General features: G+C 65.4%; 22 protein-coding genes. 13 read left to right on the top strand and 9 right to left on the bottom strand.

Annotated elements, in window-relative coordinates:
- Positions 1 to 44 precede the first annotated feature (44 nt).
- The 3 genes from AC6CIE_RS03735 to AC6CIE_RS03725 all read left to right on the top strand — a co-directional run bounded on the left by AC6CIE_RS03735 (position 45) and on the right by AC6CIE_RS03725 (position 2,611).
- Positions 45 to 944 carry a LysR family transcriptional regulator gene (locus AC6CIE_RS03735; RefSeq protein WP_498091198.1) on the top strand — a complete coding sequence of 300 codons (900 nt, stop codon included), beginning with the start codon at positions 45 to 47 and terminating at the stop codon, positions 942 to 944.
- A gap of 204 nt (positions 945 to 1,148) precedes the next feature.
- Positions 1,149 to 1,892, top strand: coding sequence for a DUF899 domain-containing protein (locus tag AC6CIE_RS03730; protein WP_498091553.1), 744 nt, complete (start codon positions 1,149 to 1,151; stop codon positions 1,890 to 1,892).
- A 140-nt stretch (positions 1,893 to 2,032) separates the two neighbouring features.
- On the top strand, positions 2,033 to 2,611 hold the full coding sequence (locus tag AC6CIE_RS03725) for a hypothetical protein (protein WP_175136196.1): 579 nt from the start codon (positions 2,033 to 2,035) through the stop codon (positions 2,609 to 2,611).
- A 3-nt stretch (positions 2,612 to 2,614) separates the two neighbouring features.
- On the opposite strand, the gene AC6CIE_RS03720 is transcribed toward AC6CIE_RS03725, so the two are convergent.
- Positions 2,615 to 3,661 (bottom strand): hypothetical protein, encoded by a 1,047-nt coding sequence (locus tag AC6CIE_RS03720; protein ID WP_498091196.1) that lies wholly within the window; start codon positions 3,659 to 3,661, stop codon positions 2,615 to 2,617.
- Between the two features lie 310 nt (positions 3,662 to 3,971).
- Between AC6CIE_RS03720 and AC6CIE_RS03715 the strand changes: the two genes are divergently transcribed.
- The 6 genes from AC6CIE_RS03715 to AC6CIE_RS03690 all read left to right on the top strand — a co-directional run bounded on the left by AC6CIE_RS03715 (position 3,972) and on the right by AC6CIE_RS03690 (position 8,247).
- Positions 3,972 to 4,565, top strand: coding sequence for a BPSL1445 family SYLF domain-containing lipoprotein (locus AC6CIE_RS03715; RefSeq protein WP_218344209.1), 594 nt, complete (start codon positions 3,972 to 3,974; stop codon positions 4,563 to 4,565).
- 57 nt (positions 4,566 to 4,622) lie between these two features.
- Positions 4,623 to 5,105, top strand: coding sequence for a nucleoside deaminase (locus tag AC6CIE_RS03710; protein WP_498091194.1), 483 nt, complete (start codon positions 4,623 to 4,625; stop codon positions 5,103 to 5,105).
- A 195-nt stretch (positions 5,106 to 5,300) separates the two neighbouring features.
- A complete protein-coding gene (locus AC6CIE_RS03705) occupies positions 5,301 to 5,948 on the top strand; it encodes a hypothetical protein (RefSeq protein WP_175121157.1) in 648 nt (215 codons plus the stop codon).
- A 22-nt stretch (positions 5,949 to 5,970) separates the two neighbouring features.
- Complete coding sequence (locus AC6CIE_RS03700) at positions 5,971 to 6,450, top strand: hypothetical protein (RefSeq protein ID WP_313064584.1); 480 nt, start codon at positions 5,971 to 5,973, stop codon at positions 6,448 to 6,450.
- Positions 6,447 to 6,803 carry an SH3 domain-containing protein gene (locus AC6CIE_RS03695; RefSeq protein WP_498091192.1) on the top strand — a complete coding sequence of 119 codons (357 nt, stop codon included), beginning with the start codon at positions 6,447 to 6,449 and terminating at the stop codon, positions 6,801 to 6,803. The genes AC6CIE_RS03700 and AC6CIE_RS03695 overlap by 4 nt, the downstream gene beginning before the upstream one ends.
- Before the next feature lie 142 nt (positions 6,804 to 6,945).
- Positions 6,946 to 8,247, top strand: a complete 1,302-nt coding sequence (locus tag AC6CIE_RS03690) for a UDP-N-acetylglucosamine 1-carboxyvinyltransferase (RefSeq protein WP_191575502.1) — start codon at positions 6,946 to 6,948, stop codon at positions 8,245 to 8,247.
- Between the two features lie 191 nt (positions 8,248 to 8,438).
- Here the strand turns inward: AC6CIE_RS03690 and AC6CIE_RS03685 are convergent, their stop codons facing one another.
- A complete protein-coding gene (locus AC6CIE_RS03685; protein ID WP_286899699.1) occupies positions 8,439 to 8,876 on the bottom strand; it encodes a cupin domain-containing protein in 438 nt (145 codons plus the stop codon).
- A gap of 96 nt (positions 8,877 to 8,972) precedes the next feature.
- Here AC6CIE_RS03685 and AC6CIE_RS03680 point away from each other — a divergent pair, with 96 nt between their 5' ends.
- Entirely contained in the window at positions 8,973 to 9,437 is a 465-nt protein-coding gene (locus AC6CIE_RS03680; RefSeq protein ID WP_498091190.1) for a MarR family winged helix-turn-helix transcriptional regulator, read from the top strand.
- Between the two features lie 146 nt (positions 9,438 to 9,583).
- Positions 9,584 to 10,168 (top strand): YceI family protein, encoded by a 585-nt coding sequence (locus AC6CIE_RS03675; RefSeq protein ID WP_218344218.1) that lies wholly within the window; start codon positions 9,584 to 9,586, stop codon positions 10,166 to 10,168.
- Between the two features lie 10 nt (positions 10,169 to 10,178).
- On the opposite strand, the gene AC6CIE_RS03670 is transcribed toward AC6CIE_RS03675, so the two are convergent.
- From AC6CIE_RS03670 to AC6CIE_RS03650, 5 genes are all read right to left on the bottom strand, one after another.
- Positions 10,179 to 11,474: an acyl-CoA thioester hydrolase/BAAT C-terminal domain-containing protein gene (locus tag AC6CIE_RS03670; RefSeq protein ID WP_498091188.1), complete on the bottom strand. Its 1,296-nt coding sequence runs from the start codon at positions 11,472 to 11,474 to the stop codon at positions 10,179 to 10,181.
- Between the two features lie 24 nt (positions 11,475 to 11,498).
- Complete coding sequence (locus tag AC6CIE_RS03665; RefSeq protein WP_175136183.1) at positions 11,499 to 12,488, bottom strand: Bug family tripartite tricarboxylate transporter substrate binding protein; 990 nt, start codon at positions 12,486 to 12,488, stop codon at positions 11,499 to 11,501.
- A 317-nt stretch (positions 12,489 to 12,805) separates the two neighbouring features.
- The gene (locus AC6CIE_RS03660; RefSeq protein ID WP_175121149.1) at positions 12,806 to 13,363 is read right to left on the bottom strand and encodes a DUF1415 domain-containing protein; all 558 of its coding nucleotides are present in this window, start codon (positions 13,361 to 13,363) and stop codon (positions 12,806 to 12,808) included.
- Positions 13,364 to 13,432: 69 nt separating this feature from the next.
- Positions 13,433 to 14,905 carry a M20 family metallopeptidase gene (locus AC6CIE_RS03655; protein WP_062841085.1) on the bottom strand — a complete coding sequence of 491 codons (1,473 nt, stop codon included), beginning with the start codon at positions 14,903 to 14,905 and terminating at the stop codon, positions 13,433 to 13,435.
- Between the two features lie 66 nt (positions 14,906 to 14,971).
- Complete coding sequence (locus tag AC6CIE_RS03650; RefSeq protein WP_498091186.1) at positions 14,972 to 15,889, bottom strand: LysR family transcriptional regulator; 918 nt, start codon at positions 15,887 to 15,889, stop codon at positions 14,972 to 14,974.
- A 156-nt stretch (positions 15,890 to 16,045) separates the two neighbouring features.
- On the opposite strand from AC6CIE_RS03650, the gene AC6CIE_RS03645 reads away from it, so the two are divergent.
- Positions 16,046 to 17,002, top strand: a complete 957-nt coding sequence (locus AC6CIE_RS03645) for an alpha/beta hydrolase (protein ID WP_218344220.1) — start codon at positions 16,046 to 16,048, stop codon at positions 17,000 to 17,002.
- A gap of 19 nt (positions 17,003 to 17,021) precedes the next feature.
- Positions 17,022 to 18,005: a Bug family tripartite tricarboxylate transporter substrate binding protein gene (locus AC6CIE_RS03640; RefSeq protein WP_175121146.1), complete on the top strand. Its 984-nt coding sequence runs from the start codon at positions 17,022 to 17,024 to the stop codon at positions 18,003 to 18,005.
- Between the two features lie 100 nt (positions 18,006 to 18,105).
- On the opposite strand, the gene AC6CIE_RS03635 is transcribed toward AC6CIE_RS03640, so the two are convergent.
- Both AC6CIE_RS03635 and purL read right to left on the bottom strand, forming a co-directional pair.
- The gene (locus AC6CIE_RS03635) at positions 18,106 to 19,737 is read right to left on the bottom strand and encodes a methyl-accepting chemotaxis protein (protein ID WP_175121145.1); all 1,632 of its coding nucleotides are present in this window, start codon (positions 19,735 to 19,737) and stop codon (positions 18,106 to 18,108) included.
- Between the two features lie 245 nt (positions 19,738 to 19,982).
- Positions 19,983 to 24,032: a phosphoribosylformylglycinamidine synthase gene (gene purL / locus AC6CIE_RS03630; protein WP_498091184.1), complete on the bottom strand. Its 4,050-nt coding sequence runs from the start codon at positions 24,030 to 24,032 to the stop codon at positions 19,983 to 19,985.
- Positions 24,033 to 24,302: the final 270 nt, after the last annotated feature.

The following is a 24,302-nucleotide window of genomic DNA, read 5'->3' as shown; positions in this document are numbered from 1 at the left end:
ACAGCTAGACTGATATCTCGTAAACCAGATTTCAGGTATTGATAATGTCAGCCGATTTCGACCCTGCCCTGCTCCGCACCTTTGTCGCCGTCTGCCGCTACGGCAGCCTGAGCCGCGCAGCGGACCAATCCGGCCGCGCGCAATCGGCGCTCAGTACGCAGATCCGCCGTCTGGAGGAAATGGTGGGCAAGCGGCTGCTGCATCGAACCGGCCGCGGCATGGCGCCCACCACCGAGGGCGAGGTGCTGCTCAGTTACGCCAACCGCATCCTCGCGCTGGGCGAGGCGGCCGCAGCGCGGCTGCGCGAGCGCGCGGTGGCCGGCAGCGTTCGCATCGGGCTGTCCGAAGACGTGGCGGTGGCCGCCTTGCCGGCGGCGCTGGGCCGCCTACGGCGCTCGTGTCCCAATCTGCATCTGGACGTTGTAGTCGACGACGGCGAGCGGCTTGCCGCGCGTTGGCAGGACGGCACGCTGGACGTGGCGGTGGGCGCCTGCGTCGGCTTTGTCGATGAACCCATCGAGTCCTGGACCGTGGATCTGCATTGGGTTTGCGGCATCGACGAAACCCTGGACCCCGACCAGCCGCTGGACGTGATCGTCTATGCCGAACCGTGCTCCTGGCGCCGGCTGGCGTTTGATGCGTTGACGGCGTCGGGGCGGGATTTTCGGGTGTCGCTGACCAGTCACAACGTGGGCGCCACGATCGCGGCTGTCGAGAACGGCCTGGGCGTGGCCTTGCTGACGACCGAGTGCCTGCGGCCCGACACCATGCGCGTGATTTCCATTGGGGACGAAGGCGCATTGCCGCTCAGCGCGCAATTTGGCCTGTACGCGGCGCATCGTCTGAACGAAAGCGGCCAGGCCGCCGTGTCGCTGTTGCGCGAAAGCCTTCGGGGGTGGACGGCACAGGCCATGCCGCGGGAGGCGGCGCTCATCACCGCCTGACGCAGAACGAACGGATCGCGCACATCGGGCGCCACGCGTCTGGCGCAGTTTCGCGCCAGATTTGTTACTCCTGTCCCGCCCTTCCCGGTGCCACACTGTTCCCATTCCCCCCGCCCGAACAGGGCGCACGGGAACTAAAGACACCAGGAGGATCACCCCATGACCACACCCCCAGCATCCGCAGGCAACGGCGCCCACGCCGCCATGCAGACGCCCCCGGTCGTATCCGCTGAAGACTGGGAAGCCGCCCGCCAACAACTGCTCATCAAGGAAAAGGCCCACACCCGCGCCCGCGACGCGCTGGCTGCCGAGCGCCGCCGCATGCCTTGGACGGCGGTGGACAAGGAATACGTCTTTGATGGCCCGTCCGGCAAGGTCACGCTGCGCGACCTGTTTGAAGGCCGCCGGCAACTCATCGTCTACCGCGCGTTTCACGAGCCGGGCGTATTCGGCTGGCCGGACCACGCGTGCCGAGGCTGTTCGATGGTGGCGGACCAGGTTGCGCATCTGGCACACCTGAACGCCCGCGACACGACGCTGGTCTTCGTGTCCCGCGCGCCGCAGGCGGACATTGAACGGCTGAAGGCGCGCATGGGCTGGACGATGCCGTGGTTCACGCTGATCGACAGCTTCGATGCGGACTTCGGCGTGGACGAATGGCACGGCACCAACGTGTTCTTTCGCGACGGCGACCGCATTTATCGCACTTACTTCCTGAACAACCGTGGCGACGAGCAGATGGGCGGCACGTGGAACTACCTGGACATCACGCCGCTGGGACGGCAGGAGACCTGGGAAGATTCCCCCGCGGGCTATCCGCAGACGCCGCCGTACAAGTGGTGGAACTGGCACGACAGCTATGTGCAGGATGCGCCGCCGGATCAGAAGTGGGTCGAGGTCTCCGACGCGGGCGAGAAGGCGTTCCGGAATCACTGCGATCCGAAGTAGGAAGGCGTCGCAGCAGCGCGCGTGATTCAGCGCTTGCTTCAGCGCCTGTTTAAAATCAGCGCTCGCAAATTCTGCAGCGCGCGTCATGAAAATCGACCAAGGCCCCAACAACCGCCGTCCGCGTTCCCGAGTCAGCCAGCATGAGCAGTGAGCTGGCTGACTGGAAACGCGCCCTCCTGCCTTGCCGACTTCCCGCAATTGCCGCGCTGGTGCTTGCCGGCGTCGCCATCTACTGCTTCAACGCGGCAAAAGACGTCCGTCTGCCCTACGACCCCGCGAAGCTGAACACGATCAGCCTGCGGGTGGACAAGGTGGCAAGCTGCGACACCAGGGCGAAGATTCGCGGGCGATGGGAGCACTATGGCGCGCTCTGCGTGTATTCAGGCAACTACCCCTACATGGTGTTCAAGTTCTATGAAGCGACCTACAGAGTTCCGTATACCGAGGGTGAGCACGTAGAGTTTGCGGTGCAGGAAAACGATGCGCAGCTTGCCGACAGCACGATTGCGCTTCAGTACAACATGGCCATTCCCGTCCGGGTTTATGGCGTGCGCAAGAACGGCGAAACGCTGGTCGATGCCAAGCTGGTGCACGACGCGAACTACGCGCGCAAGATGAAGTTCAACATGAACGGGTGGATCGCGCTGATTCTGGCGGCCGGCGCAGCGGTCATCACGTTCAAGCGGGCCCGGAAGATCCTGAACGAATCGATGTGGTGAATCTCAAGCGCGCTCGCTTTCACGCCTGAGCACGCGGGTCCAGGCCTGCAGCAACATGACCGCGTCCTCGTCGGACACATACTGCGGCGCGGCGCGCGCCATTGCGGCAAACAGCAGCGCATCACAAGCCGCTTGCCACATCGGCTTCAACACCTGTTCGGTCTCGCCGTCTTCCTCGATCAAGGTAAACGCGTTGCCGCCATCCAGTTGCTCGGCGCGCTGCCGCAGTTGGCTGTGAATCAACAGAAAGCCGGAGTGAACCGGCGACCGGGCCTTGTCGCCCCGCCGCGTGGCGGCCAACGCGCCGCGCCAATTGCTTTCTTCATCCGCAGCCGGCTCGCCGTTCTCTTGCGACCAGCGCATCCACGCGCGGCTGTACGCCATCCAGGTGTTCTCCGGCAGGTTGTCGGCCAGCGCCTGCGCCTCGCTGCGCGACAGCGTATTGATCTGCGCGATGATCTCCAGCACCGCCTCGCCCTTCGGGCCGAACAGCACCGACAACGGCAACGCTTCCAGCAATTCGATGGCACTGGCGCGCCAGTAGCCCGGCTGCGCAACCAGATCGGACATATCGCCCTGCTTTTCGACGCGCACGCGCCAGAGCTTTCCGGGCCAGCGGCTGCCAATGACGATGGAGTCAAGCGACTGGTCCACCACGATCCACGGCGGAACAGGCTTTATCAACGCCACGCGGTCCGCAGTCCGCATCAGCTTGAATGCGGGGTCGGGCAGGTCGAACCAGTACCCGACAGGCATCGCTTGCCGTACGGCCGTCAGACCCGCGTCGGTCACGTCGCCGCCGCAATGCCGGCACACGCGCGCCTCACGCAGAATGCGCTCGCCGCAATGCAGGCATTCGATATGCGTGGATAGAAGCGGCTGGCTGGCGAGCGGCGACCGGTTGGGAATGCGCTTGAGGAAAATGCCCGCGACCGGCGCACTGATCAGGCCGGCAAGCAAGGCCCACCCAATGCCATTGCGCCCGCGACGCTTGGCCATGAAGCCGACCACGATCGCGAGTGCGATCCAGAGAAAGATGATGAGAAGCATGGCGCGATGTTAAACCGAGGGGATTCGGTCTTGCGCTGAGTGGATTCGACGGGCCGGCAGAACCGGGAGTCCAAAAATGAATGCCCCGGCTCGAGGCCGGGGTGGGATTAGGTCTTACATGATGGGTCTTAGGCTTGCGCCCATTGGAAGCCATCACCAACCTTGAACGGATTTTATGCTTTCCCCGGTAGCAGGCACTTTTTCACCCCGAACGCCCTACACCCGTCGCCTCCTCGCGCGAGCCGGGGTAATCTCCAGCCAGGAGATGATTTGATGTACCTCGTTGGTCACCCACAAAAAGGAAGCGCAAATGCTTGATATCACTTCGAAATTCCGCAGGACTGCCGTGGCCGCCGTCACGTTGGGCATGGCAGGTTTTCTTTTTGCGGGCTGCACCACGACGGATTCGCGCGCTACGGCCACCGCCGCCGAAAAGCGTCAGGAACTGGATGCCGCCACGGCGGCCACGCTGTCCAAGCTGTATGAATCCTCGCCGCAATCACGGCAGCTGGTGGAACGCGCCCGGGGCGTCCTGGTGTTTCCGGCGGTGCTAAGCGCTAGCTTCATCGTGGGCGCCCAGCATGGGACAGGCGTGCTGCAGGTCAGCGGTCAGGACAAGGGCTACTACAGCATTACGGGCGGATCCATCGGCTTTCAGGCGGGCGCGCAGTCCAAGGCGATGGTGCTGCTTTTCATGACGGACGACGCGCTGGCCAAGTTCCGCGCCAGCAGCGGCTGGACGATTGGCGCGGACGCCACCGTCGCCGTGGCCAACGTGGGGGTCAACGGCAGCATCGATTCCAACACCGCGCAGCAACCCATCGTCGGCTTCGTGATGAACAACGGCGGCCTGATGGCGGGCGTGTCGGTGGATGGCAGCAAGATTTCGCCGCTGCTGCTGTAGCGACTGCGCCGGCGCGGGAGGTCCGCGCCGGCCTCGATTTTGACAAGGAGATCACGCGTGATTACCGAAGAGGACAAGAAGCACCTGGCACGCTGCGTCGAGCTGGCCCGACAGGCGCTCGATGCGGGCGACCAGCCGTTTGGATCGGTGCTGGTGTCGGGCGACGGGCGGGTGCTGTTTGAAGACCACAACCACATCTCCAGCGGCGACCGTACGCGGCATCCGGAATTCGAGATTGCCCGCTGGGCCGCCAACAATGTGCCGCAAGCCGAGCGTGCGGCCTGCACGGTGTACACGTCCGGCGAGCACTGTTCGATGTGTTCCGCGGCGCACGGCTGGGTGGGACTTGGCCGGATCGTCTACGCCGTGTCGTCGGCCCAGTACGCCGAATGGATGCGCGGTTGGGGCGCGCCACCTTCGGCCGTGCGGCCACTGCCCATCTCCGAAGTCGTCGACGGCATCCAGGCTGAAGGGCCCGTGCCGGAGTTCGTCGAACAGGTCCGCGCACTGCATGAAGAGAATGTGCGGCGCAGGGCGTGAACACCTTCAGATCACGGCAGGGTGAAGCATTCTGTTTTCCGCCTAACGAATGGATACAGCTACGGTAAACCCCGCAATTATTTGCGCGCACGGGCGTGATAAGTTGGCGCCCGTGCCGTAATCGGGGTCAGGGTCGATGACCGGGCCCCATCAAGACGAAAGACGGCGCATCCCTCTCCTCTCTTGATACAGACCATGCAAACTCACGTTGCCCGCGCCTCGGGAATCAAACGCAAGTCCGGAACGCTGCTTCTCGCGCTGGGCCTGGCCTTCGTCTCTGCCGCCGCCTTCGCGCAGAAGGATCCTGGCGCAGCCATCCTCCCCCCGCGCGCCAATTCGGGCAACCAGGCGCCGGCCCCGCAGCAGGCTCCGGCTCAACAAGCCCCGATGCAGCAGGCGCCTGCGCAACGCGCGCCCGCTCAACAAGCGCCCGCACAGCAGGCGCCGGCCGGCGGCGCCCTGGCGCCCGTGCAAAAAACCCAGATCAACGACCAGGCCGCCTACGAACGGCTCCTGAACAACAGCGGCGTCACGCTGCAATGGCTGTGGTCCGCCAAGCGCGGCAAGATGAACGCGATCGACGACAACGACGTGGTGCGCCTGGAAGGCACGCAGGCCAACCATGAAGGCACCTTGAAGGTCAAAGGCGAGGTCGTCTCCATTGGCCGCGACAGCTTCGTGCTGCGCGGCACGATCCTGATCCTGGACGCGCCGGACAAGGGCCGCCGCTGCGAACGCACGGGCGACTACGAGTTCAAGGCGACCGGAAAGCGCAAGTACTGGCGCCTGCAGCAGATGGAAGCGTGCGGCGGCCTGACCGATTACGTCGACATCTACTACTGACCTTTCAGAAGCGACCCGCCCCATGCCTCCTACCGCGATCAAATGGCTTGTCAGCATCGTCTTCGGATTGTTGATCGGTAGCGCCAGCTTTGGCATCACCAATCCGCTGTTGTTGGCGGTGTTCGGCGTGTATCCGAGCGCGGGGGCAGGCGCTGACCCATTGGATTCGGCTTTGCTGGATCGGGTCGCAATGGCCAGCGTGGTTCTTTATGTCCTGGTCGCCGTCGTCTCGGCCGTGGCGTTGGCGCGCATTGCCAACCTGCGCCGTCTGTTCGGCTGGGGATGCGCGACGCTTGGCGTGATGTTGCTGCTGACCGCCGCGATTGCCATGCTGCAGATCGATCCCGCGATGCACACCGGTGGCGGCCCCGGCGCGCGGGATGCCAATACGGCGCTGTTCTTCACCCTGTTGATCTTTGGCCTGCCGTACATCGGCGGCGGTCTGGTGCTGACGATCGGCGGCGCGGTGCTGATTCGCAAGAATCGGGATAAGCCTGCATGAGATATGTCGCGCTCGGTCAACACCGCAGCGAATATCCGGAACCGATCACCTTCGCACAAGGCGCGCCGCTGACGGTCGGAGAACAGTACAAAGGGCCCGAAGGCTGGGACAACTGGTACTTCTGCACGACATCGGGGCAATCCGGAGGGTGGGTTCCGGGCCAGATCATCGAAAGGATCGATGCGCGGCAAGGCCGCGCATTACGCGCCTATACCGCGAGGGAACTGGACGTGGACGAAGGCGACGAGCTGGCCGGCTCAGAGCAACTCAATGGCTGGATGTGGTGTACCCGGCTATCCGATGGCCAGAGCGGCTGGGTGCCGCTGTCGCTGGTGCGCAAGATCGAAGACTGACAACCGTGCTGCGCGTCCTATTTCCCGGCGCCGGTATTGCAGTTTGAAACGTTTGGCCGCCTTTCGTCAAAATGGCCGCTGGAAAGACCCCGGTACAATCCCCGCGCTCTCCCCTATTTCTTTCCCGGCAGTCCCCATCCCCATGTCCAACCTCATCGTCCACGGCGGCACGCCTTTGCGCGGCCGCGTCGTCCCTTCGGCCAACAAGAACGCGGTGCTGCCAATCCTGTGCGCCACGCTGCTGACCGATCAGCCGTTGACATTGCATGGGGTGCCGGATATCACCGATGTGCGCAAGATCCTGGACATCTTTCGCACACTGGGCAGTGACGTCCGGCTGGACGATGCGACGCGCACGCTGGCGCTGCATCACAAGAACACAGTCTTCGATGCGGCAAACCACCGGCTGCCCGAGGAGATGCGTTCGTCGATCATGCTGGTGCCGCCGCTGCTGGCGCGCTTTGGCGTGGCGCGGCTGGAGGACAACGTCAAGGGATGCACGCTGGGGGTGCGCGAGATCGATCCCCACGTGGACATCTTCCGATCATTCGGCGGCCAGGTGGAACGCGCCAGCGGGTCACTGCTGGTGCGCGCGAGCGGTCCGCTCAAGCCCACGCATCATTGGCTGGACTATGCGTCCGTGACCACGACCGAGAACTTCGTGTTGTGCGCGGCCGCGGCAGAAGGCGAGTCGTCGTTGACCAATGCGGCGTCCGAGCCGCACGTGCAGGAGTTCTGCCGGTTCATGGCAATGATGGGCGCCGATATCGACGGCATCGGCACCTCGCGGCTGGTGGTGCGCGGCGGCAAGCGTCTGGGCGGCGGCGAGTTCACGTTTGAAGAAGATTTCCACGAGATCACGACCTTCCTCGCGCTGGGCGCGATCACGGGTGGCGACGTGGTGGTGCGCAATCGCACGCCGGGCAATTTTCCGCTGATCGACCGCACGTTCGCCAAGTTCGGCGTGCGAATCGAGCACAAGGACGGCTGGTCCCGCGCGCTGCGGGACGGGCCTTTGAAGGTGCAGACGCCGTTCACCAGCAACGTGCTGACCAAGGTCGAGGCGGCGCCCTGGCCTTACTTTCCGGTGGATCTGCTGCCGATCTTCATTGCGCTGGGCGTGTGCGCCGAGGGCAATGCGATGTTCTGGAACAAGGTCTACGACGGTGCGCTGGGCTGGACGGGCGAACTGTCCAAATTTGGTGCGCACGTGTTCTCGTCGGACCCGCATCGCGTGGTGACGTTTGGCGGCAATCCGCTGACGCCGGGCGTGGTCGAAAGCCCCTACATCATCCGCGTGGCGATCGCGCTGTTCATGGTGGCCAGCAGCATCAAGGGACGTTCGGAGATTCGCAACGCCACGCCGATCCGACGCGCCCATCCGAGCTTTGTCGAGAACCTGCGCAGCCTGGGCGTGCAGGTCGAGTGGGCGAACGACGAGTAGGCCGAGGATTCATCAGCCGAAGCTGAATCGACTGAGGCGATAGCGACCGAAACTGAAGCAATCGAAGCTGAAGCGATCGAAGTCGAATCAACCGAAATAAGGGCGTCCTGGCGACGCCCTTTTTGCGCGATCACCGGCCGCCTCGGATGCCGGCGATGCTGCCCGGAACGCTGCGCCGATCACGCGCGCGGTCAACCTGCCGCCGCCGCCACAGCAGGCGCCGATGCCGGCGCCGGCGCGATCGGCGTCAGGCCGAACCGCTTCATCGTCTCCATCATCCGGGCCTTGTCCGGCGGCCCGCCGCCGTTGATCAGGGCCGCCATCTCGCGGAAGTAATCGGCGCTGATTTCCGGCGTGTTGATCACCAGCGCCTTGGCCATGACCGCGTGCGGGTTGCTGAACGCATGGGCCACACCGGTCGGCGTGGTCATCGAATCGCCGGGACGAAGGTCGCGCGTTTCTGCGCCGACGGTAAAGCGCAGCGTGCCTTCAAGCACGTAGATCAATTCCTCGTTGTCGTGGCTGTGCGGCGGCGGCACGTTCGAGCCCGGCGGCACACACAATTCAAACGCCCCCATGCGGTTGCCCCGCCCGCTTGGCTGGAGATAGCGGATTTCCAGTTGGCCCACGCGGATCACTTCTTCTTCATCGAATGCTTGCGCTACGTTCATGGCATACTCCCGTGTAAAGTTACTTTACGTTCCAGTGTACAAATTTTTTACGCCATGTCCAGCAGAAAAAATAGCGCCGCATCCGAACCGCAAACCGGCCTGCCGATGATCGGTTCCTTGCTGCGGCTGCCTCGCGAGCACGTGGTCGCGCGCATGTTGTCCGCCGTCAACGAGCAGGGATTTGACGTGTCATTGACCGAACTGGGCGTCTTCATGTATCCCGGCCCGCACGGCCGGCGGCCGATCGAGCTGGCCCGCCAATGCAACATGTCGCGCCAGGCGATGAACTACGTGCTGGCCGAACTGGAGCGGCGCGGCTATCTGCTGCGCCGGCCCGGCGCCACATCGAATTCCACCGAATTGCAGCTCACCGCCCGCGGTCAGGAGATGTACGTGCTGATGCGCAGATGCGTGGCGGCCGTTGAATTGGAATGGAAAGCGCACCTGGGTGAACAGCGCTTCAACGCCCTGCGTGAGACCTTGCAGGATCTGTCGGCATGGCTGGGCAAAGTGGATTGATGCCATCGGACGGTGCGCCGCGCAGCGCCCCGGATTTTTGATTTACGCCGCACTGCTGACACAGAACTGAATGTTATTGTCTTGTCTTTCCGGCACGCAGGCGACCCGTCGCCGGCGTGCCTGAACGCCATCCACAAGGAGCCGCAATGAAGTTGATCCCGTCCCTGTTGCTGGGCGCAAGTGCGCTGTCGATGACCTTCGCCGCGACCGCCGCGCCGGTCACGTATGACCTTGACCCCTCGCACACGTACCCCAGCTTCGAGGCCGATCACTTTGGCGGCCTGTCGACCTGGCGGGGCAAGTTCAACCAGTCCAGCGGCGTGGTCGTGCTGGACCGCGCGGCGCGCACCGGCACCTTGGAAGTCACCGTGGACATCAAGTCGGTGGACTTCGGCCACGACGAAATGAACCAGCACGCGATCGCGCCGGATATCTTTGATGCAGCCAAGTACCCCACCGCCACGTTCAAGGGCAAGTTCACCAAGTTCGACGGCGACAAGCCCGAGGAAGCCACGGGCGACCTGACGCTGCGCGGCGTCACGCGCCAGGTGAAGCTCGATATCGACGACTTCAAATGCATCGATCATCCGATGGTCAAGCGCGAGGTCTGCGGCGCCGATGCTTCCACCGAGTTCAGCCGCAAGGATTTCGGCATGAACTTCGGCCTGGACATGGGCTTCAAGCCCGAGGTCAAGCTGAAGATCCAGGTCGAGGCCATTCGCCGGCAATAAGGCTCGCGCCCTACCCTTGCCCACCTCGCGCCTGCACCAGAAAGTCCAGCACCGCGCGATACGACCCTTCGTTCCCAGCCGCGTTGGCCGACGGCGTGCCGCCTGCATCCAGCAGCAGTCCGGACATCGCGTGTGGCTTGTTGATCAGCGTGGCCGGCAGGCAGGGATAGTGGACATGGTGGCCCGCCCCGGCGCAGACGTAGTGATTCGTGGGCAGATCAAACGCCTGACGCTGGCGCACCACCATTTCGGAATACGCGGTGCTGGGCCAGAAGCCGTCGTCGGACGCGCTGACCAGCATGACCGGTCCGGGATAGTTTTCGACGGGAATGCGCGCGCGCCCGAAGGCCGAAGCATCGCGCGTGGCGCTCAGGAATGCCAGGGTCTGGCGATACGGCGGCTCGGAGGCATAGGCGGCGTTCCAGTCGGCCGTGGCGTTGTCTTGCCACAGGTGCGGCAAGGGCTCGCCATGCCGGGTCCAGACCTGGGCATCGCGGCCGGTGCCCGGCGCGCCGGCGCTGACCACGCCGTGCATCACGGGCGACGGCACGTACGCGACGACCGCGCTGACCAGGTCGGGGAAATGCGAGGCAACAAGCAACGATGTCTCGCCGCCCCGGCTGATGCCCGACACCGCCACGAAGCCGTCACGCGGCTGCAGCGATTTGCGGACCCATTTCAGGGCGGCTTCGAAGTATTCGAGCGGCATGTCGTTCAAGTACTTCGGACGGCCGTCGTAGTTGAAGATCGCCAACGCCAGGCATTGATAGCCGCGAGCGGCAAACAGCGCGGCGCGGGGCGCGTTGACGCCACCCGACGAGCCGTTCATGTAGACCACGACGGGATGCGGGCCGGGTCCGGCCGGCACGAATAGTTCGCCGGACAGCGACATGCCGTCCACCTCTTCGCGCACGGATCGGTGCGTGACACCGTCCGCCAGGAAGTCCTGCACCAAAGTGGCCTCTGCCGACAGGGCGCCATTCGTGGCGTGAAGGTGCACGGTCAGCGCATCCGTGCTGTCGGGCGGAAACACCACGCGGTCCATGTCCTGGCACACCATGGACCAGACGATGCCCATGGCCGACGGTTCGGCGTACGAGCCGGACACCGGGCTATCGCGCCGCATGTCCAGGCGTCCGTCGTGGCCGGCCACGAACACGGCCTCCGAGCGCCACGCCGCGCCGCACATGTGCATGCTGGCCGTGACGGTGATAAAGGCATAAGCCGGAAAGCCTTCGATGCGGATGTCTCGCTCGACGTCGATCAGCGCGCGTTCGGGCGTTACGGTGATACGGGGCTGTGTCACTGTCGTCTCCTTGCCGTCGCGGCCTTATGCCTTCAGGTCGGTCTTGGGCACGCCGTTGGCCTTGATGACCTGCGCCCACATGGCGGATTCGTCGGCGATGACCTTATCCAGATCTGCGGACGACGTGAACTCCACGGCCACGCCCTGCTCCGCGAATTGCTGGACCAGGCTGGGATCGCGCGTGCCTTCGCGCACGGCGTGCTCCAGCGTCTTCACGACGTCGGCGGGCATGGCGGCGGGGCCCGAGATCATCATGCGGGTGTAGAGCTCGAAGTCGTCGACGCCCGCTTCCTTCATCGTGGGCACATCGGGCAGGCTGGACAGCCGCTTGTCCGCGGTGACGGCCAGCACTTTCAGTTTGCCGGACTTGATGTTGGGCAGCGCCGAGGTCGGAAAGTCGAACGTGCTTTGCACAGTGCCCGCCATCAGGTCCAGCAGCGCCGGACCGCTGCCCTTGTAGGGCACGTCCTGGAATTGCGTGCCGGTCTTCGACTGGAAATGCAGCAGCGCCAGATGATTGATGACGCCGCGGCCGGCATGCGCGCAGGTGATGTCGTTGGGCTTCTTCTTGGCCAGGTCAATGAACTCCTGCACGGTGTTCACGCCCAGGTCGGGATGCACGATCAGCAGCATGGGTGATTTGCCCATGGATCCCAATTGCTTGAAGTCCGATGGCTGGTACGGCAGATTGTTGTAAAGCAAGGGGTTGAGAATCATGCCGTTGGTGCCGGCAAAGCCCAGCGTGTAGCCGTCGGGCTCGGCCCGCGCCACTGCGACGGTGGCGATGATGGCCTGCCCGCCCGGGCGGTTTTCAACGACGACGTTCTGCTTGAGCGTCTTGCCCATGCGGTCGGCCAGCGCGCGCGCGGCAATGTCGGTCAGTCCGCCGGGCGCAAAGCCCACCAGCAGACGCACGGGACGCGTCGGAAATGCGTTCTGCTGAGCCCAGGCCGGGCGCGAGATCAACGGCAAGGCGGCAAGCGCGCCCAGGGCATGACGGCGGGTGAATCGCATACGGCTCTCCAGACAAAGGCAAAGGCCAACGCGCGGCCGACGAGGGCCGCGAGGCAAGACAATGAAAAGGGGAAGGACGTACAGGCCGCCGCCGATCGGCGACGGTCACAATGATCGTATGTTGTATGCAATACAACCGACGGGCTATCTAGGGATATCCCGGTAACCGCCTGGGTGATGGACGCGATACGGAGCCCGATGCGGGACCCGATGCCGAACCCGATGCGGGGACTGGATGTGGGCCGAGTCGCGGCCCGATCAAGGCCCGATCAAGGCCCAATTCAAGGCCCAACCAAGGCCCGATCAAGGCCCGCCGATCAGGCCTTCGTCATCAGCTTTTTCCACCCTTCCAGCCCGAGCTTGTTCATCGTGTCGATGTTCTTCTCGTAGATCTCGGCGGCATCCGGGAACGACTCCACCGCGCGGTCGATGCTGTCTTCACGCAATAGATGCAGGATGGGATACGGCGAGCGGTTGGTGTAGTTCTCGATATCGTCCGGCTGCGTGTCGGCGAACTGGAATTGCGGGTGGAAGGTGGCCACCTGCAACTCGCCCACCAGACGCATGCGCTTGAGCAGACGGTCGGACAGGTCTTCGAAGTCGTTGAACTCCATGAAGTCGTCCAACGCATCGGGGATGATGAGCAGCGTGGTGTCGATCTTGTCCGGATCGGTTTCAGCCAGCAGCGCCAGCTCGTCCTGCAGGTCGGTCAGCACGCCCTCGGCGTCGGTGGCGTCGCTAACGGCAAAGCGGATCTGGTCCTTAACCTGCACCGCCTTGGCGAAGGGACAGAGGTTCAGGCCGATCACCGCCTGGTTCAGCCAGTGGCGGGTTTCTGCGACCACATTGGCGTAGGCGTCGGAAGTGGAAATCATGGAATCAGTCCTGGAAATAGAAAGAGCGCAAGGCCGAAGGCCCCGCGCTCTGCGTGGCACGCGTGCAGGTCAAGCGGCCGGCATGGCGGCCATGGTCTGAGCCACGGCGGCGGTGAGCTTCTTGCCGTACGGCACGTGCAGGAATTCGTTGGGGCCGTGCGCGTTGGACTTGGGACCCAGCACGCCGCACACCATGAACTGCGCCTGCGGGAAGCCCTTTTGCAGGATGCTCATCAGCGGAATCGTGCCGCCCTGGCCGATGTAGCCGCAGGGTGCGCCGTAGTACTGCTGCGAAGCGGCGTCCAGGGCCTGCGTCAGCCACGGCACGGTGGCGGGCGCATTCCAGCCGGTGGCGGCGCCTTCGTTGGCCTTGAAGATGACCTTGGCGTTATAGGGCGCGTCGGCTTCGAGCAGTTCCTTGATTTCCTGCGAGGCGGCCACCGCGTCCACCAGCGGCGGCAGGCGCAGCGACAGCTTGAAGGCGGTGCGCGGGCGCAGCACGTTGCCAGCGCTGGACAGCGGCGGCAGGCCTTCGGCGCCGGTCACCGACAGCGTCGGGCGCCACGTGCGGTTCAGCAGCGCCTGTTCGGGTTCAGTGGTCATGGGCAGCACGAAGCCGCCGTCGGCGCCGCAGCTCCAGGGGAAACGGCGCCACACTTCGTCGCCCAGGATGCGCGCGGTGGCGCTGACCTGTTCGATGCGTTCGGCGGGGATTTCGCAGTGCAGGCTTTGCGGCAGCAGACGGCCGGTGCCGCTGTCTTCCAGGCGGTCCAGCAGGTGGCGCAGAATGCGGAACGAGGACGGCACGACGCCGCTGGAGTCGCCGGAATGGACGCCTTCGTCCAGGACCTGGACTTCCAGCGTGCCGGACACCATGCCGCGCAGCGACGTGGTCATCCAGAGCTGGTCGTAGTTGCCGGCGCCGGAATCCAGGCACACCACCAGGGCCACGTTGCCCAGGCGATCGCGCAGTGCATCCACGTACGGCAGCAGGTCGTAGCTGCCGGATTCTTCACAGGTCTCGACGATGCCGACGCAGCGCGGACGCGGGATGCCTTGCTTGTCCAGCGCCATGATGGCGGTCAGCGAAGCGTACACGGCGTAGCCGTCGTCGGCGCCGCCGCGGCCGTAGAGCTTGCCGTCTTCGTACTTGGGCGTCCACGGACCGAGTCCGGCTCGCCAGCCCGAGAATTCAGGTTGCTTGTCCAGGTGGCCGTAGAGCAACACGGTGTCGCCGTTGTCGCTGCGGGTGGCGGGCGCGTCAAAGAAGATGACGGGCGTGCGTCCGGGCAGGCGCACCACTTCCAGCTTCAGGCCCGAGACCTTCTGCGCTTCGACCCACTGCGCTGCATCGCGCACCACGCGCTCGATGAACGCGTTCTTTTCCCAGTCGGCGTCAAACGCCGGGCTCTTGGCGGGAATGGCGATGTAGTCGGTCAGCGCGGGGATGATCTCGTTGTCCCACTTGTCGTCCACGAAGTCCTGGAGGGCTTTGGGATCAAGGGTGGGCGGCAATGCGTCTTCGGGGATGCGTGCGTTCATGGCGCTGGCTTCCTGTGTGCGGGAAAGGGGCAAACCGCTATTTTATGCCTGCGCGGGCAAACGGCGTTATTTGGCTGCGTAAGCCTCGATGCGGCTCCACACCTCGCGGGCCAGGGGCTTGGTGTTGCCGACCGACTGGTACAGGCGGATTTCCATATGGATGTCGTTGCGGGCGCCGTCGGCGCGGACCAGTCGGCCGTCACGCAGGTCGGGTTCGACGAGCGTGTGCGGCAGCCAGGCCAGGCCGAAACCCTGCCGCGCCATGGCGTGCAGCGCGTCGGCCAGGTCGGACTCGTAGGTGGTTTGCAGCAGCGGCACCTCGCACAGGCCGCGCAGTTTGTCGTGCAGGATGCGACCCAGCGACATGCTGTCGGCGTAGGCCAGGAAAGGCACGGGCGGGTCGGACGCCAGTTTGGGCACCGCGAACCGGGGGTGACGGCCGCCGGGCGCCACGGGCGCGCTCACGGCCACCAGCTTGTCGGCGCCCACGCGCCGGCAACGGTAATTGGGATTGTCGATCTTGGCGTACAGCGGTTCGTGGGCATGGCACAAAAGGAAATCGACCTCGCCGTCCCCCAGCATGTCTACGCCGTAATTCAGCGTCGTGGTGATCACCTTCAACTGAAACGCGGGCAGGCTGCGCTGCACGCCGGCCATCAGCCCCGGCAGCACCGAGTGCGCCAGCGTCTTGCCTGATGCGATGGTGATCTTGCGGGCGCGTTCCTGTTCGGGTTTCTGCAGCGCTTCGCGCGTCTCTTGCAGGATGTCCAGCACGTCGATGGCGGCGGCCAGCACGCTACGGCCGGCGGCGTTCAGCGTGGACACCTGGTGGCCGCGTTCGACCAGCGGCACACCCGCCCAATCCTCTAGCGCCTTGATGCGGCGCCCGAACGCCGGGTGCGTCACGTTGCGCGACTCCGCGGCCTGAAACAGGTTGCGCGACTTCGACAGCGCGACGAAGTCTTCCAGCCATTTGATGTCCATGCGTCTTCTCCTGCCCCGCCCCATGTCTGTCCGGGGCTGGATGCGTGTTGGCCAGCGGCTCATCGGCTGTGCCTGTTCGGCACAACGAGTGCGCATTTTGCACAAGACAGAAACACCTTGCAACTAATATCCCCGCATCCACTCCTGGAAAACCCTATGTCCGACATCCCTGTCCAGCTCAAGTCCATCCGCAGCCATTACCTGGGCGGCGTCGAAGTCGTGGCCGGCGGACTGCCGATGCAGCAGCAAAAGGTGGTCGGCAATGCGTCGCCCCGGCTCATCGACATGAACGGCGGCTACAGCGTCGGCCAGTTGTATGTCCAGGAGTACCGCCTTGCGCAGCCGACGCGGCCTTACCCCGTCCTGCTATGGCATGGCGGCGGCATGACCGGCGCGCAATGGGAAAGCACGCCGGATGGCCGCGACGGCTGGTTGTGGCGCCTGCTGCAGGCCGGCTACGACGTCTTCGTGTCCGACGCGCCGGAACGCGGCCGCGCCTCGTGGGCGATGTTTCCCGAGGTCTACGACTCGGCCCCCATCTTCCGATCCAAGGAAGAAGCATGGCGGCTGTTCCGCATCGGCCCGGCCTCGGGCTATGCGCCGGCCGGCGAACCGCGCCAGGCGTATCCGGGACAGCAGTTTCCCGTCGAGGCGTTCGACACCTTTTCCAAACAGTTCGTCCCGCGCTGGCTGACGCACGGCGACATGGCGCTGGACGCCTATCGCGCGCTGCTCGACTTCGTGGGTCCTTGCATCCTGGTCGGCCACAGCCAGGGCGGCGGCTTTGTCACGCAGCTAGCGCAGGAATATGCCGCGACCGTGCGCGCCGTCGTGGCCGTCGAACCCACCGGCACCCCGGCCCAGGCCTCCTGTCAGTTGCCCCCGCAATTGCTGGTCTGGGGCGATCACTTCACCGCGGACGACACCTGGCAGCGCTATCGCGCCCAGACGGACGCCTATTGGAACGCCCTGCGCGCGGCCGGACAACGCGCCGACGTGCTGGACCTGCCCGCTGCCGGCATCGCCGGCAACTCGCACTTCTGCATGCTGGATCGCAACAGCGACCACATTGCCGGATTGATCGTCGATTGGCTCGATCGCAGCCTCGACTAACCTTCTCGTGGAGATACAGATGACCCTGAAGAAAACCACCATCGCCCTGGCGCTCCTGACCGGCGCCACGCTGGCGGCCGGCGCTTCGGCCCAGCAGTCCGACTACCCGAGCAAGCCCATCCGCATGATCGTGCCGTTCGCCCCGGGCGGCACCGCCGACATCATCGGCCGCGTCTTCGCCGCGCAACTGGGCACCGAACTCGGCGTCACGGTGGTGGTCGAGAACAAGGCTGGCGCAGGCGGTTCGATCGGCACGCGCTACGTCGCCGACGCCGCACCCGACGGCTACACCATCCTGCTAGCCTCCTCCAGCACCCACGGCACGAACCCCGCCGTCTACAAGAACCTGACGTACGACGCATCGCAGGATTTCACGGCCATCACGCAACTGGTCACCGTGCCAGGCGTGCTGAGCGTCACCAAGGACTTCCCCGCCGCCGATCTGAACGCGCTGATCGCGCAATCGAAGGCCAACCCGGACAAGTACACGTACGCATCGTCCGGCGCGGGCGGCCTGGGCAACCTGGCGATGGAACTGATGAAGTCGATGACGGGTTCGCACCTGATGCACATCGCCTACCGCGGCGCGGGCCCCGCTTTCACCGACGTGATCAGCGGCCAGGTGTCGATGATCTGGGAACCGGTGCCGGCCTCGCTGCCCTACATCAAGAGCGGCCAGATCCGACCGATCGCCATCGCCGCCGACGTGCGTTCGCCGGAACTGCCCGACACGCCGACCTTCAAGGAAGCCGGCCTGACGCGCTATGAAGCCAACGCGTGGAACGGCCTGCTGGCCCCGAAGAACCTGCCGGAAGCCGTGAAGACCAAGCTGCACGACGCCTCGGTCAAGGCGCTGAACACGCCGGAAGTGAAGGCCAAGATGGCCAGCCTGGGCGGCACCGTGGTGGCCGGTTCGTCGGACGCCTTCCAGCAAGTGATCGCCAGCGACGTGAAGAAGTGGAAGAACGTCGCCAACGACGCCAAGATCCAGCTCGACCAGTAATGCAAAAGGCCCCGGCGCGTTGCGTCGGGGCCTTGCGTGGGACATGCAAGCCGGCCTTCGGGGCCGGCTTTTTATTGGCGCGTAACTTTGGCGGGCGGAATCAGGCGCCGATGAGCGCCGGCTCAGCGCCGCGGTTGTCCAGCGCGGGAGCTTCAGCGTCGATCACCCGGCCGGATTGCAGCTTGAACACCGCAACCGCGTCGCGCAGGCGCTGGGCCTGCGTTTCCAGCGATGCCGCCGAGGCCGCGGCCTCTTCGACCAGCGCCGCGTTCTGCTGCGTCACGCTGTCCATCTGCGACACGGCCTGGTTCACCTGCTCGATGCCCTGCGACTGCTCCTCGGACGCGCTGGAGATCTCGTTGATGATGTCCGCCACGCGGCGCACCGACGTCACGATCTCCTGCATGGTGGCGCCGGCGGCCTCCACCTGGTCCGAACCCACCGAGACCTTCTGCACGGAGTCGTCGATCAGGCCCTTGATCTCCTTGGCGGCGGCGGCGCTGCGCTGCGCCAGCGCGCGCACTTCGCTGGCCACCACGGCGAAACCCTTGCCCTGCTCGCCCGCGCGCGCGGCCTCGACCGCGGCGTTCAGCGCCAGGATGTTGGTCTGGAAGGCAATGCCGTCGATCACGCCGACGATGTCGGAGATGCGATGCGAGCTGTCGGCAATGCCGCGCATCGTGCCGACCACGTCGCCGACCGCCTGGCCGCCGCGCGTGGCGACTTCCGATGCCGCCATCGCCAGTTGCGCCGCGCTGCGCGAGCTGTCGGCATTGTTCTTCACGGTGGAGGACAGTTCGTCCATGCTGGCGGCGGTTTCTTCCAGCGACGCGGCCTGCTGCTCGGTGCGCGAGGACAGGTCGATGTTGCCGGCGGCGATTTCGCGCGAGCCGGTGTGGATCTCTTCCACGCCCAGGCGGACGGCCGACACCGTGCGCGCCAGGCTGTCCTGCATGCGCTTGACGGCGCCGTACAGAACGCCGATCTCATTGTTGCCGCGCTGCTCGATGCGGTTGGTCAGGTCGCCGCTGGCGATGCGGTCGAACAGGCGCCCGGCTTCATGCAACGGACGGAAGACGGCGCGGCCGAAGACCACATACAGGCCCACGACCAGTGCGGCCACCACGACCAGCAGACAGATCAGGAAGACGATCGCGGTATTGATGCGCGCGGCGGAATCGCGCGCCACGCGCTGGCCGACTTCGTCGGCGAAGTCCACGTATTGCTGGTTGGCCTGGGTGAACTTGGTGCCCAGCGGGCTGACCTTTTCCTGATTGATGCGGCCGGCCTCCTTGGCGTCGCCGGCGCGAATGGCGGCGATCATCGGGCCGATGGCCTCGCGCACGTAGACGTCGTAGGCGGCCAGCGCCGCCTCGAACAAAGGCTTGCCCTGCGGCGACGTTTCCGGCAGCTTGCGCGCGGCTTCGATCTGACCGGTGGCCTTGGTGACGTAGCTGTCCATGCGCTGCATGTTGCTGGCCGTCGTGTCCAGGCTCTTGCCTTCGAGCAGCGCACTATGCGCCGCCAGCAGCACCACGCGGGCGCGCAGCAGGTCCGACGCCGCGTCGTCCAGCGAATTGGCGCGGACCAGGTTGGTGTCCAGCATCACCTCGATCGAGGTGCGGTTGGAGGTCAGTTGCTGGTAGACCGCGATGCCGGTCACCAGAAAGAGTGCAAAGAAGACGGCCAAGGCGGTCGTCAGGATTGCGCGGATACTTAAATTCTTGAACATTGAAAGCCACTCCGGGGGTTGCGTAACGCTTTCCCCTTAACGGCGCAATGCAATGAAAAGTTAAATATTTCACCGGGTTACATGCGTTGAGCGGACCGCGTGGCGGACAGCTTGTGCGCCTGCCGCCAGAGCCCCCCTTCGGCAGCGGGATCATCGCCGCCGCAGCAAGGCCGTCAACGCAAAACCGCCGCGGACGAGCCGCGGCGGTTTCGGTGGCCAGGGGTTCGGGGCTTAGCCCGAAACGCTTACTTCAGCCAGGCGCGCGCGTTGCGGAAGATGCGCATCCACGGGCTGAACGCACCGCCCGAGTCCGCATTGCCCCACTTCTCGGGCGCCCACGACATCATGACGTTGCGGGTCACGCGTTCCGGGTGCGGCATCATCACCGTGAAGCGGCCGTCGGCCGTGGTGACCGAGGTCAGGCCGCCCGGGCTGCCGTTCGGGTTGAACGGATAGGCTTCGGTGGCTTGGCCATAGTTGTCGATGAAGCGCGCGCCGGCCAGCACGCGACTGGCGTCGCCCTGCTGCGAGAAGTCGGCAAAGCCTTCACCGTGGGCCACGGCGACCGGCACGCGGGCGCCTTCCATGCCGGCAAAGAAGATCGATGGCGACTTGGCGATTTCCACCATCGACAGACGGGCTTCGTACTTTTCGGACTGGTTGCGCGTGAAGCGCGGCCAGTGCTCGGCGCCCGGGATCATGGGCGCCAGCGCGGCCATCATCTGGCAGCCGTTGCACACGCCCAGCGCAAAGGTATCGGGACGCGCGAAGTACGCGGCGAACTGATCCGACAGCTTGCTGTTGAAGCGGATGGTGCGCGCCCAGCCTTCGCCGGCGCCCAGAACGTCGCCGTAGCTGAAGCCGCCGACGGCGACCAGGCCCTGCATCTGGGCCAGGTCCAGGCGACCGGACAGAAGATCGGTCATGTGGACGTCGATGGCCTCGAAGCCCGAGGTATCGAAGGCCCAGGCCATTTCGACCTGGCTGTTGCAGCCCTGCTCGCGCAGGATGGCCACGCGCGGACGCTTGCCGGTATTGATGAACGGCGCGGCCACGTCCTCTTGCGGGTCGAAGGCCACGGTCGGGCTCATGCCCGGATCCTTGGTGTCGTTCCAGACGTCCAGTTCAGCCTGGGCGCACGCGGGGTTGTCGCGGCGCGCCATGATGCGGTGCGAGACTTCGGACCACGCGCGGCCGAGGTCCGCGCGCGGCTGGCCCCAGACCTTGCGGCCGTCGCGGTAGAACTCGACTTCGTCGGCGCCGTTCAGGCCGCCGATGACGTGCGAGTGGGCCGACAGGCCGGCGCCGCGCAGGACCTGCATGACGGCGTCGCGCTGCGAAGCCGGCACCTGGATGACGGCGCCCGCTTCTTCCGAGAACAAGGCCTTGAGCGTCAGTTCGTCGCGCTGCACGGCGACCTGTTCCGGACGGATCTTGTAGTCGCCCCAATCGGCGGACTGCGGATCGAAGGTCAGCATGTCCAGGTTGACCGAGATGCCGGTACGGCCGGCGAAGGCCATTTCGACCAGCGTGGCGAACAGGCCGCCATCGGAACGGTCGTGATAGGACAGGATGGTGCCGGCTTCGGCCAGCGTGCGGATGGTGACGAAGAAGGCGCGCAGGTCTTGCGGCGCGTCGATGTCCGGCACGGTCTGGCCGACCTGGTTGTAGGTCTGCGCCAGGATCGAGCCGCCCATGCGGTGACGGCCACGGCCCAGGTCGATCAGGATCAGGACACTGTCGCCGGCGTCGGTGCGCAGTTGCGGCGTCAGGCTGGCGCGGACATCAGCAACGGGTGCGAACGCCGTGATGATCAGCGACACGGGCGCCACGACCTGGCGCTGCTCGCCATCCTGTTCCCAGGAGGTCTTCATGGACAGCGAGTCCTTGCCGACCGGGATGGACAGGCCGGTGGCCTGGCATAGTTCGCTGACGGCGGACACGGTGTCATACAGCGCGGCGTCTTGCCCGGCCACGCCGCAGGCGGCCATCCAGTTGGCCGACAGCTTGATGTCTTCAAGGCGCGCGACGTCGGCCGCCGCCAGGTTGGTCAGGGCTTCGGCCACGGCCATGCGGCCCGAAGCCGGGGCGTCCAGCATGGCGATGGGGGTGCGTTCGCCCATCGACATGGCTTCGCCGCGGAAGCCTTCGTAGTCGGCCAGCGTGACGGCGCAGTCGGCGACGGGCACTTGCCACGGACCGACCATCTGGTCTCGGCTGGACAGACCGCCAACGGTGCGGTCGCCGATGGTGATGAGGAAGGACTTGTTGGCCACGGTTGGGTGGCGCAGCACGCGATAGGCGGCTTCGGTCAGGTCGATGCCGGCCAGGTCCAGCGGCTCGGACACACCGGGCAGGCGGGTGACGTCGCGCGTCATGCGCGGCGGCTTGCCCAGAATGACGTCGATGGGCACGTCCACGGGGCGCACTTCGGCGTCGCCTTGCGGGCGGATCGTGTCCAGGCCGGGCAGGCCTTCGCCGTCCACCACGCGCAGCTGGCGCTCTTCGGTGGCCACGCCCACCACCGCGTACGGGCAGCGTTCGCGGCGGGCGATGGCGTCAAAGCGTTCGAGGTCTTGCGGGAGGATCGACAGGACGTAGCGTTCCTGCGATTCGTTGCTCCAGATTTCGGCGGGCGACAGGCCCGATTCTTCGAGAGGGACGCGCTTCAGGTCGAAGATGGCGCCGCGGCCGGCGTCGTTGACCAGTTCGGGGAATGCGTTGGACAGGCCGCCCGCGCCCACATCGTGGATCGCGATGATGGGGTTGTTTTCGGCCTGCTGCCAGCAGCGGTCGATGACCTCTTGGGCGCGGCGTTCGATTTCGGGGTTGCCGCGCTGGACGGAGTCGAAGTCCAGTTCAGCCGAGTTGCTGCCCATGCTGATGCTGGAGGCGGCGCCGCCGCCCATGCCGATGCGGAAACCCGGGCCGCCCAATTGGATCAGCAGCGCGCCGGGGGGAATCACATCCTTGTGCGTGAGGCCGGCATCGATGCTGCCCAGGCCGCCCGCGATCATGATGGGCTTGTGATAGCCCCAGCGCGTGCCGCCGGCGGTCTGCTCGAACGAGCGGAAATAACCCAGCAGGTTGGGACGGCCGAATTCGTTGTTGAACGCGGCGCCGCCGATGGGGCCGTCGATCATGATGGACAGCGGCGAAGCGATGCGATCGGGCAGACCGTGGTGGTCGGCTTCCCAGGGTTGCAGTGCGTCGTCAAAGCGCAGGTGCGACACGGTGAAGCCCGTGAGGCCCGCCTTGGGCTTGGAGCCGCGGCCGGTGGCGCCTTCGTCGCGGATTTCGCCGCCGTTGCCGGTGGACGCACCGGGGAACGGGGCGATGGCGGTCGGGTGGTTGTGCGTTTCCACCTTCATGAGCGTGTGCACGGTGGTGTCGCGGCGGATGTACTTGGCGCTGTCGGCGCCCTGGCCTGCCAGGCCCGGCACGCCGGCCTGGAAGCGCTGCGCGGGGCCGCCTTCCATGATGGCGGCGTTGTCCGAGTAGGCGACGACGGTGCCTTGCGGCTGCGCCTTGTGCGTGGCGCGGATCATGCCGAACAGCGTGTTGGGCTGCGACTGGCCGTCGATGACCCATTCGGCGTTGAAGATCTTGTGGCGGCAGTGTTCGCTGTTGGCCTGCGCGAACATCATCAGCTCGACATCGGTGGGATCGCGGCCCAGATCGGTGAAGGACTTGGCCAGGTATTCGATCTCGTCGTCGGACAGGGCCAGGCCCAGCGTGGTGTTGGCTTCGACCAGCGCATCGGCGCCGCGCGTCTGGACGTCGACCGTGCGCATGGGCTTGCCGGCCAGCGGCTGGAACAGCGCCTGGCCGTCGAAGCTGGCGTCCACCACGGTTTCGGTCATGCGGTCGTGCAGGCAGTCGGCCGCGCGCGCCAGCATGGCTTCGTCGAGCGACTTGGCGCCGAGCAGGCCGCGTTCGGGCGTAATGACATAGCGCACGCCGCGTTCAATGCGATGCACCGACGACAGGCCGCAGTTGTGGGCGATGTCGGTGGCCTTGCTGGCCCAGGGGGAGATCGTGCCGAGGCGCGGGATCACCAGCAGGGGCACGCTTTTGGCGGGCGCGTCACCCGTGGCGGGCGTGCCGTAGTCGAGCAGTTGCGACAGTTGCTGCTGCTGTTCGGCCGTCAGGGCCGCGTCGGTGCTGACGAAGTGCTCGTAGCGGGCGGATATGTCGGCCACCGGCAGGCCGGCTTCCTTCAATTGCGCCAGAAGGCGATCACGTCGAAAGGAGGACAGGACGGAGGAACCAGGCAGATGCTGAACTAGGGACACGATGCGGGCGCCGTATAAAGAGGGGTGCAAAGCAGGGATTTTACCCGTTTAAGGGGTTTTCCCGGAGCCGAAGTTCGCGGCGGGTTCCAGCGGTCCGATTTGGCCATTGTTACAAAAGAATTCCGCTCGCCGCGCACTGGCATGGTGCAAAGCAATATCGCCGGCGCCACGGGCCGGAAGGCGGCCCTTTTGCCCTCCCGGCGGCGTTCCCGCCCCGCCACGTTGATGCGGCGCAGCATGTTGCTTCGACCCCGCATTGCGGGAAAACAC

The sequence above is a fragment of the Achromobacter sp. GQ309 genome, from assembly GCF_059759315.1.
The sequence above is the reverse complement of the archived record's forward strand: the minus strand, read 5'-3'. Positions and strand labels throughout refer to the sequence as shown.